Below are 17,993 nucleotides of genomic sequence, written 5' to 3' on the forward strand. Positions count from 1 at the left end.
GGGGACTATCGATGACGTCGACGCTTTCACGCCCGCTTGCCCTGCCGCTCCCCGGCGGTCCGGAGAGCGCTGCTGACCGGCGCCGCGCTCTTACTGGCCACAGCGACGTGGCTGTTCCGGCGTCAGCTGCTGACTCACGGGTTAGCGTTTCCAGGCATTTCGGCGTGTGGACACGCGACGGCGGTGCCTGGGTTGGCGGGGCAGGAAATCAGGGCAGGGGGAGGCTTGGCCTGCACTCAGCCGCCAGTTCCTTCACGGGAGGGCCAGCCAATCGCGGAGGGTAAGCGGGCTCCACCGCACTCGCCCTTGTCCTCAAAACCGTGCCTCAGTACGTGGTTAGAGCACCTTGAATATATGGCCTTCATCCGGACAGAAGCTGGAGCAACAGCCCTTCCAGCGGAGTGACTTGGGATGAACCAGTTTCCGGTGGATTGATTTCCGACCCACTGAATTTCGGCGGAACGATTGCCGAGGGACTGATTTCGGACGGGAGGACTCCCGGCGGCCATTGTGGTGGTTCGCGGTCGGGTTGTTCGGCTTGGTAGTGGCGGCCGGTGGGTGATGTCCAGCCGGGTGGCTCATCTCTGGTTGAGGCCGTTGGTGTCCATCCGCTGTTGTGTTTCAGGCGGTGATGTTTTGGGCAGAGCTGTGCGAGATTGCTGATTCCGGTGGTTCCGCCGTGTTGCCACGCCTGTAGGTGGTCGGTGTCGTTGTCGAAGGAGTTGTTGTTGCAGCCGGGGAAGACGCACGTGCCGTCCCGCAGCTGCAACGCTTTTCTCATCGCTTTGGTGAGTCGATAACTGGTGCGACCGATTTCCAGGGGTGTTCCGTCGCTGGGGTCGAGCAGGACCCTGCGGAAGGATTCGGCGCCGCCGGCGAGGAGCTGGCGGGCCATCGAGGCGGGAATGGGCCCGTAACCGTCTAGCTCTGCGGGTTCGTCGGTGAGGCCCAGGAGTGCGAAGAGCGGGACGGTGACGAGCACGTCGGCGCGGGGCGTGGGAACCTTGCCTGCATCCGGATCTGTGGTGGTTCCGCTCAACACCGGTCCAGCCTGGTCCGGGCGGTCACTGTTTGCGACGGTATCGAAGCTGTAGAACTCTGGCATGGGCTCATCGGAGCCGACGAGAGTGGCCAAGCCAAGCAGGTCCTCCTGCGCATCGCCCTCGCCCTGGAGGGAGACGGTGGTGGGGATGGTGGCGGCGACTGTTCTGTTGGTGAGGAGTCGTCTGGCGAAGTCGTCGGATTTGAGTTGGGTAAGAGTGCGGGTTTCGTTGGGGCCTTGGAGGCTGCGTGCGGTGGCGGTGAGGCTGTTCGAGATCGCCAACGCCTGGTCTGCTGGCAGGTATGCGGCGATCCAGGCCATCCCGTCCCGGTCCGGAGTGAATTCCACGCGCCGATCCGCCACGCCCTTGCGGTGGCGCTTCTCAATCGATTCAGGGTGGTGCCGTTCCCGCCAGCCCCGCAGCCTGGCCCGCAACCGGGCCGGCGCCAGCTCCCGCGCGGGGCAACCTCTTGCCGGGTTAGGGGCGTCTGGGTCGAGGAAGTGCTCCACCAAAGCGGCCGCGGCGGGATGGTCCAAAGCCTCGGTCTCGTCGGCGAAGATCCGTGCCTGCTGCCATGAGAGGCTGCCTGTGGAGAGGGCGTCCATGACCAGCGGCAATGCACACACCTGCCGGGACTGATCCACGAACGAGGACGCGGCCCCGGAACTGATGGTCAGGATCCCGCCGATTTCCTCAACCGTGGACATCTCGGTGTAGGTCCGCTCATGCAGGGGCGCCTCTGGTGGGGTCATCGCGTGTTGCAGGTCCATGGCTTCGGCCACGGACCTGGCCTTCCGGGCTGCGGCCTGGGCCTCCAGCTTCTTTTCCAGCCCCATCCGTTCCAGCCGAATTTCGTACGCCCGCGCCAGCACATCCACACCGTCCCCGGCCACAGCCGAACCGCCGGCGGAGGCGAGGGCAGCGTCCTCGGCATCGAGCGCGGCGAGAGCAGCAACGGTGGCGTAAATAGCCTCCATACCTGTCCCCGTCCCCGCACTGGTTCCCATACGAACATCCTCTAACGGGGGTACGACAATTTGGCCGGCAGCCATTGACGGCCCGGCCAAAGCAGCAGACTCGGCAGGAGGCAGCGCCCGCTCAACCCCGCCGCCCGCTCCATCAGTGCCCATAAGAACATCATGAACCGGGGGTCTGACATTAGAGTCGGCACGGCGATAATGCCGGTGGCCGGGTTGGCGCACACAGCGCGATGACCGGGACACTCTCCGCAGACCGTACCTGTGCTTAGCCGCCGGCCCCTTGACGGCAGGGCGGTCCCCCGCGCAAGACAAGCGGCCTGCGCAAGGCGCGCTCTCGAGGTGCGCGCCGCCGTCGTACTTTCAAAAAGGTGCCGCCGTCACCGTTCTCGGCGGGCCCGCGTGGGCGCTACTCGCCGTCGTCGTCGGTGTCGGGGCAGTTATCCCTAAGCCACTCGGTTATCCGACGGGTTCGTCGTTCGATGAAGTCCAGCGTGGCCTCACGGTACGTCACGTACTCGTCCATCGTGGCCGGTGTCCCGGGATGCTTGAAGTTGTCGAACGGCAGGTAGAACCGAACCTCGTCGTAGTCGGGTGTCACCAGGTCTTGAAAGTTGAAGAAGTCCACGAACTCCCTGAACCCCTCGAAGAGTGCGAAGAAGTCCGCGTAGGCGGTGAGGACGTCGGCGAGGGGGCTCTCTGGTACTCCTGCGTAGTGACGCCGGATGCACTCCAGGGTGAGGTCCATGCGGTCGGCGATCCGCGGCCTGGTCCCGCGCGCCTGGTTTATGGTGGGCCGGTCCTTCGACCTGACGGGCCAGATCATCGCACTGCCGATGGTGTACGGAGGGTTAAGGTAGCGGGCCCGCTGCTTCTCGTTCAGCCCGGCGATGGCGGCGGCCAGATTCCTCGGGCGCATCCACCTGGTGTAGGAATTCGTGATGGCGTCGCTGCCGAACCAATGTTTGGCCCCGGAAGCGTCGGTGAAGATGAGGTAGCCATCGCGAGGATTTGACTGCACGGTCGGGGCGAAAAGCACGCCGGAGTTCAGCTTCTTGCTCCAAAGAAGCTGATGGAGCCTGCGAAGCCGAGGACTGTCCCTGTCCGGGTCGGGGTTGGTCCTCGCCGGCTTGTCGGTTTTGAAGTCGAAGGAAGTGTCGAAGCCCCGCATCTCGGGCGAGTGCGGCTGCCCGCCCCGGACTTCTTCAAGCACAAGACCATGTTCAATCATCGATTTCCCCCATAAATTGTGCGCAGCTAATGCTGCGATGTTATTTGTTCATGGGAGCGAAAGATTCGTTCTTGAGGCAATTCTGCGCTGATCTTTCCCTGTCCGGCTCCTAGCGGCTCCTAGCCGTTGCCACCGCCGTCTCCGGTGTCCTCCCATATGACATCCAGATTGTGGAAGGTCACGGGCCCGTCGCACAGTTCCGCCATCTTGGCAGCGAACTCCGACGTTTCCGGCCGGCCGGAATTCTCCATCGCCGAGTCGAAGGAATCGAATTCGACGATGGTGAAATAGGTCCCGGGGTGGTCCCTGTCCGCCGTGGCAAGAATGCGGCGGAACGTGGGCGCAGTGCTCCCTTCGGTTCTTGAGGGACGGCCCAGTTCTTCGATCTCCTTGATACGGGAGGACTTGAATTCGATGATCTGCACAAACCCGGCCATGACGGCTCCTCGACAGCAGTGGACGTTGATGCGGCTGAGACTAGTCCCGGCGCCGGACGGCGAACAGGGGAGAAATGCCCTAATCCGGCGGCTGTGTGATCCAGAGTAATAGTGAGCCTTCCCACCTTATTTTGAGTAGCTCGCGATAAGCCCGTAACGTTGGATGCAGGCCACCGAAGCCCTTGAGTACCGCACCGGTGAACATACCCGGGCCAGCAGGGCAACCGACGCAACGCGCAACCGCCCTCCTGCTTGAGCGGCACAACAACCTGTATGGCCCACATCCTGAAACCCCAAGGAGAACCCATGACTTTGCTGACCGAACGCCCCGCAGCATCCTCAACTGAAACCACCCTCAAGACCGCAGCCGGGACCTCCGTCGGTGGCACCGCCGAGCGCGGCGGCAGCTACGTGACACTCCCCGCCGGCAGCGCCCCCGCCGGCGTCGAGGGCAACTATGTGTCCGGCGTCCGGAACCTGCCCTCCGCCACCCGTGGCAGCTATGTCACGGCGGACGGCACTCCCGTTGTTGCCGCACGCGTCATCGAGGGCAACTACGTAACGCTTCCAGCGGCGGCCTAGGCTTCCAGCGCCCTGCGGGGAGACCACCCCCGAGGGCATTAAAGGAGGCCGACGGCGACACTTGGTGTCGCCGTCGGCCTCCTTTTGCGTGCCTCGGAAGGCATTGGTGCGGCAGCAATCTGCTGAGGCTGTTGCTTATCCAACTGCCAAGGCCCCGGCCAGGTCTTCGAGACTGGCGGCGGTGTAGTTAGGCTGCGAAAAATACGCGGGGAACCGTCCTCCCGTGCGGTTGAGCCAGGCGGTACGCAAGCCTGCCCGTGCAGCACCGTGAATGTCCCAAGGGTGTACCGCCACCAGCAGCAGCTGTTCGGCTGGAACTCCCAGGACGCCGGCTGCGTAGTGGTAGGAGGCCGGGGCTGGTTTCCAGGCGGGTGCGTCCTCCACGGATAGCAGCACATCAAAGTGGTCCCTGATCCCGCCGTCCTTGAACAGCGTCTCCGCGGTTTCGGTGGAGCCGTTGGTCAATGTGGCCAGCCGGTAGCCGGCGTTCTTCAGCGCCCGTACACCGCCGGGGACGTCCGGGTGCAGTTTCAGTCCGGCCAGGCCGGCCATGACGTGTTCCACGGCTTCCTCCACGTCCATGCTGAGATCACGTGCAGGAAGGAGCCCGCGCAGAACCTCAGCGCCGATATGCGCAAAAGCCCGTTTGTCTCCGGCGGCAGTTAGGGCGAAGCCGTCGCGCAGCAGGCTCGCGAACCACACCTTCGCCAGCAGGGGAGGAGCACCCACCTCGGCAAGCCGGTCCGCCAATGGGGACATGTCGGACAACGTCTCGTTCACGTCAAAGACGATTGCTGCAGGATTTCCAGCCATTGTTTTCTCCCGGGCTTACGGTGGGATCCGCCTCCGCCATTGTGCCCGAACCGACGCGCAAAGCGACAGGGCCAACTCCTTCCGGATCCTAGCTCGTCACAGCAGCCTTCGCCGCCTGGTTGGCCCGCATCCATTCGCCGTCCCCACCATCAAGACCAGGCGAGGTCCCACGTGGCTGGCGCTTCGGGGACCAGCCGTTAGTAGTGGTAGCGGGCCTGCAGGATGGTCACGTACTGGTCATCCGCCATGTAGACGAGTCTGTGTTCCTGGCCGATGCGCCTGGACCATGCTCCGGCGAGCGCGTGCTTCAGGGCCTCCGGCTTTCCGATGCCCTCGAAGGGATCATCGCGCAGTGTGTCTTCGATGAGGGTGTTGATCCGCTTGAGTGTCTTACGGTCCTGGGTCTGCCAGTAGAGGTAGTCCTCCCGCCCTTCGGCGGTCCATGCCAGCCTGCGGCCGGCGGTCACGGATCGGTGAGCTCGTGCTCGGTGACTTGGCCATCCCGCACGGCAGCAAGGGATGACAGCAATCGCTGGGCGTTCTTAGGCGACCGCAGCAGATGGGTGGTCTCCACCAAGGCGTCGTACTCTTCTTTGGACATAAGGACTGCGGATCCGCGCTTGGACGTGATCTCGACTTCGGTGTGATCGAGGTTGACGCGTTCGATCAGGCCGAAGAGATCACGCCGTGCCTCGCTTGTGGTGATGGCCATGTCTTCCTCCGTGTGGTACTGGATATGGTACCACTCGGACCTGTGGTCAGGCTGGTTGTTTGGCCTGCTTGGCCTCCATCCACTCGCTCATCCACGGTGCCCGGACGCTCGAAGTGATCCGGCAGTCGGCCACGAAGGTTCCCTTCGCCCCCGCGTCGACCCACTCCTGAAGCGCGGACAGGTCCGCCAGCGAGCGAATGATCGCCGACTCAGCACCCAGGGCGCGGGCAACACCGCTGAAGTCCACCTCGGGGATCAGCATCGGCTTTTCGGTCAGGCCCTTGGAAGCGTACTGGTGGATTTCGGCTCCGTAGGCGGCGTCGTTGTAGATGACGACGACGGCGCTGCGGGCCGTGCCAATGAGCGATTCGAGGTCGGACAGGCCCATCAGGAAACCGCCGTCGCCCGAGGCCAGCACCAGGGTGCGGCCGTCCTCCACCGCGCGGGCTGCCCCGACGGCGCTGGCCAGGCCCAGCCCGATGCTCTGGAAGGCGGTCCCCACCATCACCAGGTCCTGCGGCCGCGGGATGTTCCAGTACATGGGTGCCCAGCCGAGGAAGTGCCCGCCGTCCTGGACCACCGTGCGGCGCTCCGGCAGCACCGCATCCAAGGCGGTGGCTAGGGCGCGCGGGTCCAGCCGGCCATCGGGCGTCTCCGAGGAGCCCGGGTGGTGGGCCGGTCCGTCGGCCAGGCGCTTGCGGGCTTCCGCACGCCACGCATCGCCCACAGAAGCGACGCCGTCCAGCATCCCCAGGAGGCGCGAAGCAGCAGACTTCACGTCCGCGCTGACGAACGTGTCCACCCGGGCGTGCGTCGGCTGCAGGGCGGTGTCGATCTGGATGACCGTGCTGTCCGGGCCGAGCAGGTGCCCGAACCGCATGGTGAACGGGCTCAGGCTCGCCCCGGCCACGAGGACCACATCGGCCTCGCCCATGAGCCCGGCCGCGGTGTCCGTGCCGAAACCGCCGGCGACGCCCAAGTACCCCTCGCCTTTGAGGAGGTTGAGCGCCAGGGCGGTTCCGGCAGTCAGTGCGCCGAGCCGGTCGGCGAGCTCGCGGAGCTCCGGGCCGGCGCCGGCGAGGTGCGCACCGCGGCCGGCGAGGATCAGCGGCCGCTTCGCCCCGGCGAGCAGGCGGGCTACCTGCCCAAGGCCGCCGTCGACGTCGTCCGTTACCTGCGGTGCCAGCGGCGCCGGAAGTGCCTCATCCTCCGCTTCGAGTGCCGCGAGGTCGTAGGGGATGGCAATCACGACGGCGGTGCGCTTGGTGAGTGCGTACTCCACCGCCTGCCGGGTGACGGAGCCCGCTGCGTCGCGGGTGACGGTGAAGGTGGCCGCGCCGAGGCCTGCGGCGATGGCCGCCTGGTCCACGTCCTGGGGCCGGGCGCCGACGCTCGGGGCGTCCCCGGTGACCAGCACCACGGGGATCTGCGCCTGGACGGCCTCGGCCAGGGCGGTGAGCGCGTTGGTGTAGCCGGGGCCGTAGGTGGTGGTGCCCGCGGCGAGGCGTCCCGACGCCCGGTAGTAGGCGTCGGCCGCGGCGATGGCGGCGCCCTCGTGCCGGACGGCGGAGAAGCGGAGGCCCAGCTGTTCCGCGGCGTCCAGGAAGTAGACGTTGCCGTTGCCCATGACGCCGAAGACATCGCTGACATAGCTGCTGAGAACCTGCGCCACGCGGCCGGAGACAGTAAGAGTAGTCATGCAGGAATCCTGCGGTCTGACCCTCGAATAGGCAAGAGCCTTGAATCTGCTTGGGATATTTGGCAGGGAACTGCCGGTACAAGTGAAAATATGCGCACTTGTGGCCTGCGTCACCCCTACTTAGTTCGAGGGGCGGGCTTCCTGCTCGGTGAGCCGGCTCAGGAGCCCGTCGTAGCGTGGCGGCATGAGCTCCAGCACGGAAATGGCCGTGCTGGTCCGCTGGATCCCCTCGATTTCCAGGATCTCGTTGGTGATGCGGTAGAGATCGGCCGTGCTGCGTGCCACCACCTTGGCCATGAGGTCCGCGTCCCCGGTGGTGGCGTGCACCTCGATGACCTCCGGGATCGCGGCGAGCCCGTCCTCCACCGCACCGGTCCGCGTCTGGCTGATGGACAGGGAGAGGAAGGCCATCAGGTCATAGCCGAGCGCGGCGGGGTCCAGCCTCCGGCTGAAGGAGCGGAGGGCGCCGCTGCGCTCGAGCCGTGCCAGCCGGGCGTGGACGGTGTTACGTGCGACGCCGAGTGTCCGGGAGAGTGCCAAAGCGCTGGCTTCGGGATCCTCGTCGAGGGCGAGGATGATCCTGCCGTCGAGGGAATCCAAGGTGCGGGGGTTCGGGATGGTCATATTTTCACCACAGTTAGTAGAAGTTGAGCAGAAGTCCCAATTGCTTGAGGGTATCTTGCATTGTGGGCCGGGTCACAATCATGATCAGTCCTCATGACCAGTGATCAGCTCCTCATCGCACCGGATACCGTGCTTCCCACCCTTCGTGGCGCGGTGGCCGGACTTCCGTCCTACGTCCCGGGCCGCCGCGGCGCCGGTACGGACATCGCAGCCCTCGCCAGCAACGAAAGCCACTACGAACCGCTGCCCGCTGCCGCCGCTGCGGTGGCCGCTGCGGCCGGCACCATGAACCGCTACCCGGACAGTGCCGCCGTCGAACTCCGCGAACGGCTCGCCCGGCACCTGGGCGTCACCGCCGGGGAGGTGGCGGTGGGACCCGGCAGCGTGGGCGTCCTCCAGCAGATCATCACCGGCCTGTGCGACGCCGGGGATGACGTGATCTTCGCGTGGCGCTCCTTCGAGGCGTACCCCATCCTGGTGGAGCTGGCAGGCGCCCGGCCGGTCCGCATCCCGCTTGACGACGCCGAGGGTCACGACCTCGAAGCCATGGCCGCGGCAGTCACTGACCGCACGAAGGTCATCCTGCTCTGCACCCCCAACAACCCCACCGGCGTGCCGATAGGCCACGAACGCATCGAGGCCTTCATGCAGTCCGTTCGCCCGGACATCCTCGTGGTGATCGACGAGGCCTACGTGGAATACGCCGAAGCGGGCAGCGGCCCCGATTCCCTGGCGCTCTACCGCCGTTACCCGAATGTCTGCATCCTGCGCACCTTCTCAAAGGCGTACGGACTTGCCGGCCTGCGCGTCGGATACGCCGTGGCAGCGCCGGCGATCGCCGAGGGGCTGCGCCGCACCGCACTTCCCTTCGCCGTGAGCGCGCTGGCCCAGAAGGCGGCCGTCGCGTCGCTGGACGCGGGGGAGGAGATGGAAACGCGGGTCGCCGCCGTCAGGCAGGAACGCGCCCGGATGGCCGCGCAGTTGGAATCCCAGGGCTGGAAACTGCAGCCAAGCCAGGGCAACTTCCTGTGGATCCGCGCCGATGACAGCCTCCGGGCGAGGCTGGTGGACGCGTTCGACGGCGCCGGCATCCTGGTGCGGGCGTACCAGGGCGACGGCGTGCGGATCACCGTTGCCGATCCCGCCTCTAACGACCGCGTGCTCCGGCTCTTGGAAGCCCACGCGGCCTGAGCACTCACTGACCTTTCACCAACCCGTTCCGCCTACAACCAGAGGAATCCCCAATGGAACAACAGACAAAGACGTCTGCCCGCGCCCTCGGCGCGGCCCTTAAACCCCGCCAGCTCACCATGATGGGCCTGGGTAGCGCCATCGGCGCCGGCCTCTTCATCGGCTCCGGCGCCGGCATCCAGGCCGCCGGTCCCGCGGTGCTGATTTCCTACCTTGTGGCGGGCACGCTCATCATCCTGGTGATGTGGGCGCTCGGCGAGATGGCCGCAGCCAACCCGGACAGCGGCGCCTTCTCCGTCTACACCGCCAAGGCCTACGGGCCGGTGGCCGGAGCCACCGTGGGCTGGCTCTGGTGGCTGCAGCTCGTGGTAGTCATCGCGGCCGAGGCGCTCGGCGCGGCCGGCCTGCTGGCCACCATCTTCCCGGCCCTGCCGGTGTGGCTCATGGCTTTCGTGTTCATCGTGGTGCTCACGGCCGTGAACCTGACCAGCGTGAAGAACTTCGGCGAGTTCGAGTTCTGGTTCGCCCTGCTCAAGGTGGCGGCCATCGTCGGGTTCCTCCTGGTGGGCGCCGCGCTGCTCTTCGGCTTGCTGCCGGGCGTCCAGTCGCCGGGCCTGTCCAACTTCACCGGTGCCGGCTTCGCACCCAGCGGGTTCGCCGGCATTGCCACGGCACTCTTCGTGGTGGCGTTCGCGTTCGGCGGCACCGAGATCGTCTCGGTTGCGGCAGCTGAAACAGCGGAGCCGGCCCGCAGTGTGAAGAAGGCGGTCCGGACGGTCCTGTGGCGCATCCTCATCTTCTACATCGGCGCCATCTTTGTTATCGCCGCAGTAGTTCCCGTGGGCTCGGCGGGGCTGAAGAGCCCGTTCGCCGCCGTGCTGGACGCCGCCGGCATGCCCGGCGCAGCCACCGCCATCACCCTGGTGGCCGTGGCAGCACTGCTCTCCGCCCTCAACGCCAACCTCTACGGTGCCTCGCGCATGGCGTTCTCCCTGGCCGAGCGCGGCGAAGCGCCGCGCCTGCTCGCTTCCGTGTCCAAGGCCCGGGTTCCGGTAGTCGCAGTCCTGGCCAGCGTCGCTTTCGGCGTTGTCACTGTTGTGCTGGAGCTGGCCTTCCCCGAGAAGGTCCTGCCGGTCCTGCTCAACATCGTGGGCTCGACGTGCCTGCTGGTGTGGACGTCAGCGCTCCTGGCCCAGCTGGCGCTGCGCCTTCGCGCCGACCGCGAGGGAACGGAGCTTCCCCTGCGGATGCCCGGCTTCCCGTGGCTCACGGGCTTTGGCCTGCTCATCCTCGCGGCGATCTTCACGGTGGGCTTCATCGGCGAGGATTCCCGCCCCCAGCTCCTGAGCACCTTCGGACTCGTGGCGCTTCTGGCGGTGGCGAACTGGCTGCATCACCGTTCCGGGAAAGTTGCGCCCGTCGTTGAATCCTTGGAGCCCGCCAAGCCTCGGGTGCTCATCGACTAAATCAACCGCCGTGAACCACCTCGAAGGGTCAGGCACACGAAGGGCGCGTCCGTGGCCGGGCGCGCCCTTCGCCAAGAATGCCGGGTATCTATCCGAGGTCACGCCCTAGGGTGAAATTTCCGGAGCTATTCAGGTTATGCCCGACGGCGGCGCCCACTTTCTGAGACCGCTGTGCCGCTAGATCGATCACGCTGGGGCCGCTAAGAGTTGCGACAGCAACGCAGTACTAAATTGGCGATCGAGGATAAGCCCGCCTTGACGATTCAATTCAGCCTAAAGCCCCACTAAATGTATGGCTTTTCTCAGCGGCCTCGGACCGAACCAGGAACGCTTGTTGAGACGCACACACGGGCGAATTCGGTGCAGACGACCGCTTCGAGGGCGAGGTTGACCTCGATTTTGAACACGTTTCGGGATGTCACCACAAGATGCGCTGGCCATATCGTCGGGAGTGGTGTCCGCTGGTGAGCCGTTGCCTTAATTTGCGGCTGAGCAGTGTTGCAGCGATCAGTCGCCAGGCGCGGAAATCGAGTGACATGAAAGTCCGGTGTGTTTACGGACTCCCTCGCTGGCGTGTTACGGCCACCATCGACAACGCTTGGGTTAGTGTCACGACAGCATGTTCGTAGCTCTCTCGGCCTAAGGACCTTAATGGACGTCTCAACCACAGCTTCCAGTTCGATAGTAGGTAAGCTGCTCGAAGAGATTTCGTGGGAGAAAGCCCGAGATTATCGGGCCGGCGGCCAAGGACGAGAGAACGTACTTACCGCCGAGGTGCTAGTTGGTCTGGACTTCTTGCCCAGAACAGATTTCCTAGGAGCTGTCGTCCGCTCGGCGCATGGCGCGGATGTTTCCCGGCTCGTGCTGGCCGCTGAATCTGAGGACGTGCGAATGCACTTTCTCCCGGGCGATATCAGGCTCGGGTCCGGTGCCCGCAACGCGCAAGTGGTCGTTCAACCCGATGCCATCTTCGAGACACCGAATACGTACACGCTCGTCGAAGCAAAGCGCATAAGATACAGCGCCTTCCAGCCCGAGCAACTTGCTCGTGAATACGTTGCCTTGATGTCCAACGCGGGCTCCGCCAACCCCATCCTGCTGCTGCTCGGCGTCGCTCCGCCGGTTCGTGTCAAGGGTGCAGGTCATCTCGAAATTGCGGAGACTGTAGGGAGGTTTCTGGGACCGGTCCTCGAACGTGTCGGCGACGAAGCGCTGCCGGCTGAATCCGAACTTATGGAGCGAATTCCTGAAGTCTTCTGCTGGATTTCGTGGCAGGAACTGGACGAATGCATGTCACGGGCCGCGAACACATACGCGGTAGCCCATCCTTCAGGCGAGGCAGCGGTGCGGCGTATCGCCGCATTTGTCCGAAATGCAATCGCTTGGCATGCGTGAAACCTTTCCCAAGAGAGTTGAGCGCGGCGGGAAGTCCGTCAACTAGGGGAAAGAGTTCACCCCTACTCGGCAACGACGCCCGCGTCACCACCCAGAAGAAGTCGCTCGCACCGACCAGATGTACCAACAGCACAGACGGGCACCAGCAGCATGGATTGAGCGGACCGTCAAGCGGTTCGGGGCGCCTACATCGGCGGACGCTCGCAGCATCATCCGTCGTTCCCGCCGGAGGCGAAGATTGTGGATGCGCCCGACCAGACTACTAGCATCTGGTATGAGTGATTCAGCACAAACAGAACATGGGGAAAACATGGGGGCACCAAGGTACTCCGACAATGATGTCGAGAAGATGGCTGACACGCTAGCAACATTGGTGGCGGGCGGAATGACACTGCAGGGGGCTCAAACAGCCTTGGCGCATGCGCCAGCGGAGCTCGTTCATGAAGGACGTGTGGTCTATGAGAAACGGCTCAATCTGATCAAGGAGATTCCTGATCCTGGAATTTTGGCCGATAGAGAGCGGAGAGTGGGCTTCTGGTATTCTGGCCCACGCCACGACGATGTAGTCTGGCCGACGCTCAAGTCTCGCCTGCTCCAAGAACTACCAGAAACCGCAGTGGAGGGAGTTGATGCGGCTTCGTCCAAAGTAATTGGACTGGGCAGTCCTCCAGGCAAGGAAGCCATCAGCACCCGAGGCCTGGTACTTGGCTACGTCCAGAGCGGCAAGACGACTAACTTCATGTCCGTGGTGGCAAAAGCGGCCGACGTCGGATACCGACTCATCATTGTTCTCACCGGAACGACCGAAAACCTGCGCACGCAGACGCAGGACAGGATCAATGACTACCTGATCGAACCGTGCAGTTCAGTTTGGCACCCGCTAACTTCCGTCGATATGGACTTCAGCGTGACCACTTCGGCTGACGCGATTCTCAGTAATCCGTCCATGCGTTCAATTGCGGTTATTAAGAAGAATCCCTCCCGGCTACGGCGCCTCCACAAATGGATCAAGACCGCATCTGCGACTACGCGTCAAAATTGTCCCATTCTGATCATTGACGACGAAGCTGACCAAGCATCAATCGATGTAGGAACAAAACGTCAGTCGACAATTAATGGTCTAATCCGAGACCTCCTAGCCAACCCAAAAGCGGCATACATCGCATACACCGCGACACCCTTCGCCAACCTGCTTATCGATCCAAGTGTCGAACGTGACCTGTATCCACGAGACTTCATCGTGGACCTTCCTCGCCCCGATAACTATTTTGGTGCGGAACGGATATTCGGTCAGTTCGAAGCTGAGAGCCTAGAGGATTCGGTGGATGATGGTTTGGATGTAGTCCGCTTGATTTCCGATTTGGAGGTTGACTCCGTTCGCCCGCCCCGGAACAAGACGCTTCTGGAACAGTGGTCTCCCGAGGTGCCCGATGCAATGGACGCCGCAATTCGGTGGTTCCTCCTGGCCACGGCAGCCCGGCGACTCCGCGCCAGCAAAGTCACTCATTCTTCAATGCTTATCCATACCTCAATGTTGGCTGGCGCGCATGAGAAGACTGCCGAAGCCGTCGTCGATCATTTGGACGGGCTCAGAGCCGAGCTGGTCAATGAGGCCCACAGCGCCTTCGACGTATTCCGTGATCTGTGGGAGTCAGAATCGGCTCGTGTGATGGCTGACTCATTTGGACATCAGCCGATTGAATTCGACGACCTCATGCCGCACCTGATTGAGACAGCCCGTGCAACCAAAGTTATTGTGGATAACTATCAATCAAACGACCGCTTGGTTTACGACAAGGAGCACCCGCAGACGGCCATCGTCATCGGTGGCAACACGCTGTCCCGCGGATTGACGCTCGAAGGCCTCACCTCAAGCTACTTCGTCCGTGCCTCAACGGCGTACGACACCCTGCTTCAAATGGGACGCTGGTTTGGATACCGGGTGGGCTACGAAGATCTTATCCGCATTTGGATGAGCTCTGAGCTGAAGAGCTGGTTCCTCATGCTTTCCATCGTGGAAGCCGAGATTCGCGAGGAGATCCAGGTCTACGAAGCGGAGGGTAAGACGCCGGCAGAACTTCCTGTCAAGATCCGTACCCATCCCCAAATGTCAGTGACGTCAGCCGCGAAAATGCGTTCCGCTGTCAAAGCGCAAGTCAGTTATTCGGGACGTCGCGTCCAGACAATCATGTTTAAGGAAGACGATAGCGACTGGCTGGAAAGCAATATCACGGCAACGAAAGACCTGTTTGAGCGTCTGATCAGCAAAGGCCATGACGAAAACGAACTTGAAGCGTCTCGACGCGGATTCCGTGACGTTTCGGCTGACGAAATTCTTGACTTCCTGGATGGCTATAGGGTCCACGACGCGGCAAAGTCCATCGATAAGGACGCTATCAGGCGCTACATCGAGAAGGAACGTGCCGAAGGTGACTTGAAACGCTGGGACGTTGTACTCCTGGAGCCCCTCAACGGTGAAAAGGAGCTGGATCTTGGGCTCTCCGGGAAAGTCCGACTCCTGCGCCGTAAGAAGATGTATATCCCCAGCGACGACGGGACGGCCAATCTAAAGGCAGTCGCATCGACGTCCGACCGCGTTGCCGATCTTGATGTCGGGCTGGACTTCATCCGGAAATCGCTGAACCTAAAGTCCACAGACAAAATTACGGACCGCCAGCTGCTGCAGTTCCGCCAACTGCGGCAGGCGACGGATCGAAAGGGTCTCCTATGTATTTATCCCATCGCCAAGGAATCCGACCCCGAGCTGGACAAATCCGCGCTGGAACCCGCCGCGAACCGCAGAGTTCCGTTATTCGCGGCCGCCGACGTCGTGGGGCTCTGCTTCATGTTCCCCGATTCGCGCAATCCTCGATCAGTCGTTGACTACGTCGCCGCCAAGGTAGACACCGAATATCTTGAAGCTCTAGAAGAGGAACTGGAAGCGGCCGACAAATTGGATGAAGCAAAGGCAATCGAAGACGAGCAGGTGAAAGCATGAGAGAGTCGTCGGCTTCGGTCTTCGATTTCCTGGCCAAGGATGTTTCTGCCGCCGGAAGCTTCCATTCCCGGAAATCTGGCATATCTGCTGCTGAAGGCGAGGTCCTTTGTGCCGTGGATGCCGGCGGGCGACCCACATTGCTCGTCCCAGTGGGAACATCAAACGGCGGCCCGCTGGACTGGCATAGTAAGTCGTTGTCACTGCAGACACTTGAGTTAACCGTTGATGGCGTGCAACGGCCCTTCATGATTCTCCGCTGCATCGACCCGAAGCTGCACCACCAGTTCGGGCTATTGGCGGACGACGTTCTCAATGCCATAGAACTGGACCCCGAAAGGGCACCAAACGCAGTTTCGGCGACTTTAGACCGCTGGAAAAATCTCTTTGAGGCAGAACGGGAAGCCCTCTTGGGGCCCGCGCAGTTGGCAGGCATAATGGCAGAGCTCTCCGTCCTCCACGAGCTCGTAAGATCTCACGGACCCCGGGCTATATATGCGTGGCAAGGGCCAAGAGGCAACCGACACGATTTCGTATTCGCGGACTGCTCTATTGAGGTCAAGGCCACGACCAATCACAACAACATGGTGGTTACTATTCATGGTGGCCGTCAGCTGGCTGCGCCGGATCGGGGCGACCTCTACCTTCGAGTCTTCCAACTGGAGCGCTCGCCAAACGGCACATCCGTGCCCGGTAAGGTCGAGGAGCTGATCACACTGGGTGTTTCCAGGCTTGAGCTTCTGACGGTGCTAGGCGGCGCACACTATTCGGATTTGGACTCTTCTGCATACGAAAGAGTTAGGTTTTCAACGCTATCCGAGAAGTCATATTTGGTAGACTCCAGTTTCCCGCGAATTACGGCGGAAACCTTGATTCCGACCGACGCCATTGAGCGGCTTGGCAATATTTCTTACTCAATAGACCTTGGCCACATGGAGGAGGTTGACCTCGATCTATCGACGGTCTTGGTGGCGAACAGTGGGCAAGACTGATGTTGTCGCTGTACAGGCAGCAGTACGGCGCTGATGGTGGCTTGGATGCGCGTTCTGCAGACAACGCAATCGGACGCACTTCACTTGGGCTCTGGGATCTTGTTCTCCGCGAGTCTCTCCAGAACAGTTGGGATGCGCGAACTGAGAAGAATGGACGAATCGCATTTGCTGTAGACGAGTATGAAATGTCGATAGAACAAACTCGCATTTTGACTCAAGACGTCTTTGGCGAACTGCCGCCGCACTGCAAATCTACCGAGCTACACAAGCACATTTTTGATCGCCGAATCCGAGTTTTGGTCATTTCGGATACGGGGACACGCGGCTTGGGAGGTCCTATTCGGGCCGATATATCCGGCACATCGGGCGAACGGCGGGACTTCGTTGATTTTGTCCGGAACCTTGGCCGTTCGACCGCCAAGGGCCTAGAAGGCGGAACCTATGGGCTTGGCAAAGGTGTCTTGTACAGGGCCAGCCAAATTGGTCTTTGCCTCGTCTACTCACAGGCACGCCACAACGGGTTGATCGAGCCTCGTGTGATCGGCGTTTCAGGAGGTGATGGCGACTACGACGATGACGACAGTCGGTATACAGGTCGGAACTGGTGGGGAGTGCCGGGAGCAGACGGCATCGTAGATCCACTCACCGGTCCCAGCGCTCGGGAGTTGGCAGAGAGTCTGGGCATGCGAATTCCGACAGCCGACGATACAGGCACGAGCATCATGGTTGTCGCACCGGATTTTGCTGGGGTCACGAACGGCCGAGACCGAGTGGCTGCAATCGCTGATGCTGCTCTGAAATGGGCCTGGCCACACGCCCTAGATCTGGGGAAGGGACCAAACATTCGATTTGATTTCACTGCGGACCGCAGCTCAATACCCGGCCCAGAGCCGCTAAGCCACCCGGTATATCGTGAGTTTGCTTCGGCATACCTGGAGGGCCGCAATCGGATCCTGGATTCAAGCTATGAAAGCAATTGGCAGACTACGTTCACGCCGATTCGAAGCTTGCGACCAAATCAAAATCTGGGACTTCTGACGCACCGTATCAGCCACACGCCGGTAGCAACTGGATCAGAGCTTGAGAACACTGTTGCCCTTCTGCGCGATCCGCGGATGGTGGTGAAGTATCTGCCAGTTTCGGCTCAGCCGAATGGTGTGCCTGTCTTTGGCGTATTCATCTCGGCGCCTGACATGAACGAAAGGTTCGCCAAATCGGAGCCAGTGACGCACGACGACTGGGTATATCAGCAAGCTTCAGTGGGAAGGAATTCGCCGAACCCAGTCAGGATCGCCTTAGACAAAATTCGTGAGACTTTCCGCGTTCTGTCAGTGCAAGGCGCTAAAGCCGGCAGCGGTGTTGCCTCAAAGGGTGCCTCCAAGGTATCGGCCGCCCTAGGCAGCCTGCTTTCTGGATTCTCAGGCAATGGAGCCGAACAGCAATCAGTGGGCGCATCTGATGGCCTCGGCGGCAGGCGCCCTCGCAAAGCGACCATACGTCAACGCGCTGAATCCTCTTTGGACCTTTTGGGCGGCCAGATAGTCGCAAGGTACGACTTCGCTGTGACCGGAGGGCGGCCTGGAAATGCAGTCGCAGTGAGGGTTGACGCTCGAGTGGTGACGGAGTCTGGAGGAAATGAGTCAGCCAGCCCTGCCGATGCTGAGATGCCTCGGTTCATGGGGTGGATGTCTTCAAATGGGCTGCTCTCATCGGAGGACGTGTTGACTGTGCCGGTGCCCAGCGATGTTGAGATCACGGCAGTCTTCTCACAGCCTGCCGATACCGCAATCCGCGTAACGGCCACAGTGGAGGAGCTTGAAGTTGCGAGGAGTTAGC

General features: G+C 62.3%; 15 protein-coding genes. 7 read left to right on the top strand and 8 right to left on the bottom strand.

The genetic code is table 11. The features are described from left to right. Positions 1 to 361: 361 nt before the first annotated feature. The 3 genes from AB4Y73_RS15345 to AB4Y73_RS15355 form a co-directional block, all read right to left on the bottom strand. Positions 362 to 2,050: an HNH endonuclease gene (locus AB4Y73_RS15345; protein WP_441872742.1), complete on the bottom strand. Its 1,689-nt coding sequence runs from the start codon at positions 2,048 to 2,050 to the stop codon at positions 362 to 364. Between the two features lie 379 nt (positions 2,051 to 2,429). Continuing rightward, positions 2,430 to 3,251 carry a DUF6994 family protein gene (locus AB4Y73_RS15350; protein ID WP_441872743.1) on the bottom strand — a complete coding sequence of 274 codons (822 nt, stop codon included), beginning with the start codon at positions 3,249 to 3,251 and terminating at the stop codon, positions 2,430 to 2,432. Positions 3,252 to 3,370: 119 nt separating this feature from the next. Beyond that, a complete protein-coding gene (locus AB4Y73_RS15355) occupies positions 3,371 to 3,688 on the bottom strand; it encodes a hypothetical protein (protein WP_441872744.1) in 318 nt (105 codons plus the stop codon). 306 nt (positions 3,689 to 3,994) lie between these two features. Between AB4Y73_RS15355 and AB4Y73_RS15360 the strand changes: the two genes are divergently transcribed. Next, a complete protein-coding gene (locus AB4Y73_RS15360) occupies positions 3,995 to 4,270 on the top strand; it encodes a hypothetical protein (RefSeq protein ID WP_441872745.1) in 276 nt (91 codons plus the stop codon). Between the two features lie 135 nt (positions 4,271 to 4,405). Here the strand turns inward: AB4Y73_RS15360 and AB4Y73_RS15365 are convergent, their stop codons facing one another. The 5 genes from AB4Y73_RS15365 to AB4Y73_RS15385 form a co-directional block, all read right to left on the bottom strand. Then, positions 4,406 to 5,083: a haloacid dehalogenase type II gene (locus tag AB4Y73_RS15365; protein ID WP_441872746.1), complete on the bottom strand. Its 678-nt coding sequence runs from the start codon at positions 5,081 to 5,083 to the stop codon at positions 4,406 to 4,408. Positions 5,084 to 5,280: 197 nt separating this feature from the next. After that, the gene (locus AB4Y73_RS15370) at positions 5,281 to 5,550 is read right to left on the bottom strand and encodes a Txe/YoeB family addiction module toxin (protein WP_441872747.1); all 270 of its coding nucleotides are present in this window, start codon (positions 5,548 to 5,550) and stop codon (positions 5,281 to 5,283) included. Then, positions 5,547 to 5,795 (bottom strand): type II toxin-antitoxin system Phd/YefM family antitoxin, encoded by a 249-nt coding sequence (locus AB4Y73_RS15375; protein ID WP_307481026.1) that lies wholly within the window; start codon positions 5,793 to 5,795, stop codon positions 5,547 to 5,549. Before AB4Y73_RS15375 ends, AB4Y73_RS15370 begins: the two co-directional genes overlap by 4 nt. A 46-nt stretch (positions 5,796 to 5,841) precedes the next feature. Continuing rightward, on the bottom strand, positions 5,842 to 7,494 hold the full coding sequence (locus AB4Y73_RS15380; RefSeq protein WP_441872748.1) for a thiamine pyrophosphate-binding protein: 1,653 nt from the start codon (positions 7,492 to 7,494) through the stop codon (positions 5,842 to 5,844). Between the two features lie 120 nt (positions 7,495 to 7,614). Further along, positions 7,615 to 8,118, bottom strand: coding sequence for an Lrp/AsnC family transcriptional regulator (locus tag AB4Y73_RS15385; RefSeq protein ID WP_441872749.1), 504 nt, complete (start codon positions 8,116 to 8,118; stop codon positions 7,615 to 7,617). 93 nt (positions 8,119 to 8,211) lie between these two features. Here AB4Y73_RS15385 and hisC point away from each other — a divergent pair, with 93 nt between their 5' ends. From hisC to AB4Y73_RS15415, 6 genes are all read left to right on the top strand, one after another. Continuing rightward, entirely contained in the window at positions 8,212 to 9,309 is a 1,098-nt protein-coding gene (gene hisC, locus AB4Y73_RS15390; RefSeq protein ID WP_441872750.1) for a histidinol-phosphate transaminase, read from the top strand. 53 nt (positions 9,310 to 9,362) lie between these two features. After that, positions 9,363 to 10,775, top strand: a complete 1,413-nt coding sequence (locus AB4Y73_RS15395; RefSeq protein WP_441872751.1) for an amino acid permease — start codon at positions 9,363 to 9,365, stop codon at positions 10,773 to 10,775. A 651-nt stretch (positions 10,776 to 11,426) separates the two neighbouring features. Continuing rightward, positions 11,427 to 12,170, top strand: coding sequence for a hypothetical protein (locus AB4Y73_RS15400; RefSeq protein WP_441872752.1), 744 nt, complete (start codon positions 11,427 to 11,429; stop codon positions 12,168 to 12,170). A 274-nt stretch (positions 12,171 to 12,444) separates the two neighbouring features. Beyond that, positions 12,445 to 15,168, top strand: a complete 2,724-nt coding sequence (locus tag AB4Y73_RS15405; RefSeq protein ID WP_441872753.1) for a Z1 domain-containing protein — start codon at positions 12,445 to 12,447, stop codon at positions 15,166 to 15,168. Next, positions 15,165 to 16,157: a PD-(D/E)XK motif protein gene (locus tag AB4Y73_RS15410; RefSeq protein ID WP_441872754.1), complete on the top strand. Its 993-nt coding sequence runs from the start codon at positions 15,165 to 15,167 to the stop codon at positions 16,155 to 16,157. Before AB4Y73_RS15405 ends, AB4Y73_RS15410 begins: the two co-directional genes overlap by 4 nt. After that, a complete protein-coding gene (locus AB4Y73_RS15415; RefSeq protein WP_441872755.1) occupies positions 16,157 to 17,992 on the top strand; it encodes a hypothetical protein in 1,836 nt (611 codons plus the stop codon). Before AB4Y73_RS15410 ends, AB4Y73_RS15415 begins: the two co-directional genes overlap by 1 nt. Position 17,993: the final 1 nt, after the last annotated feature.

The sequence above is a fragment of the Pseudarthrobacter sp. TAF60_1 genome, assembly GCF_052113505.1.
Taxonomy (GTDB): domain Bacteria; phylum Actinomycetota; class Actinomycetes; order Actinomycetales; family Micrococcaceae; genus Arthrobacter.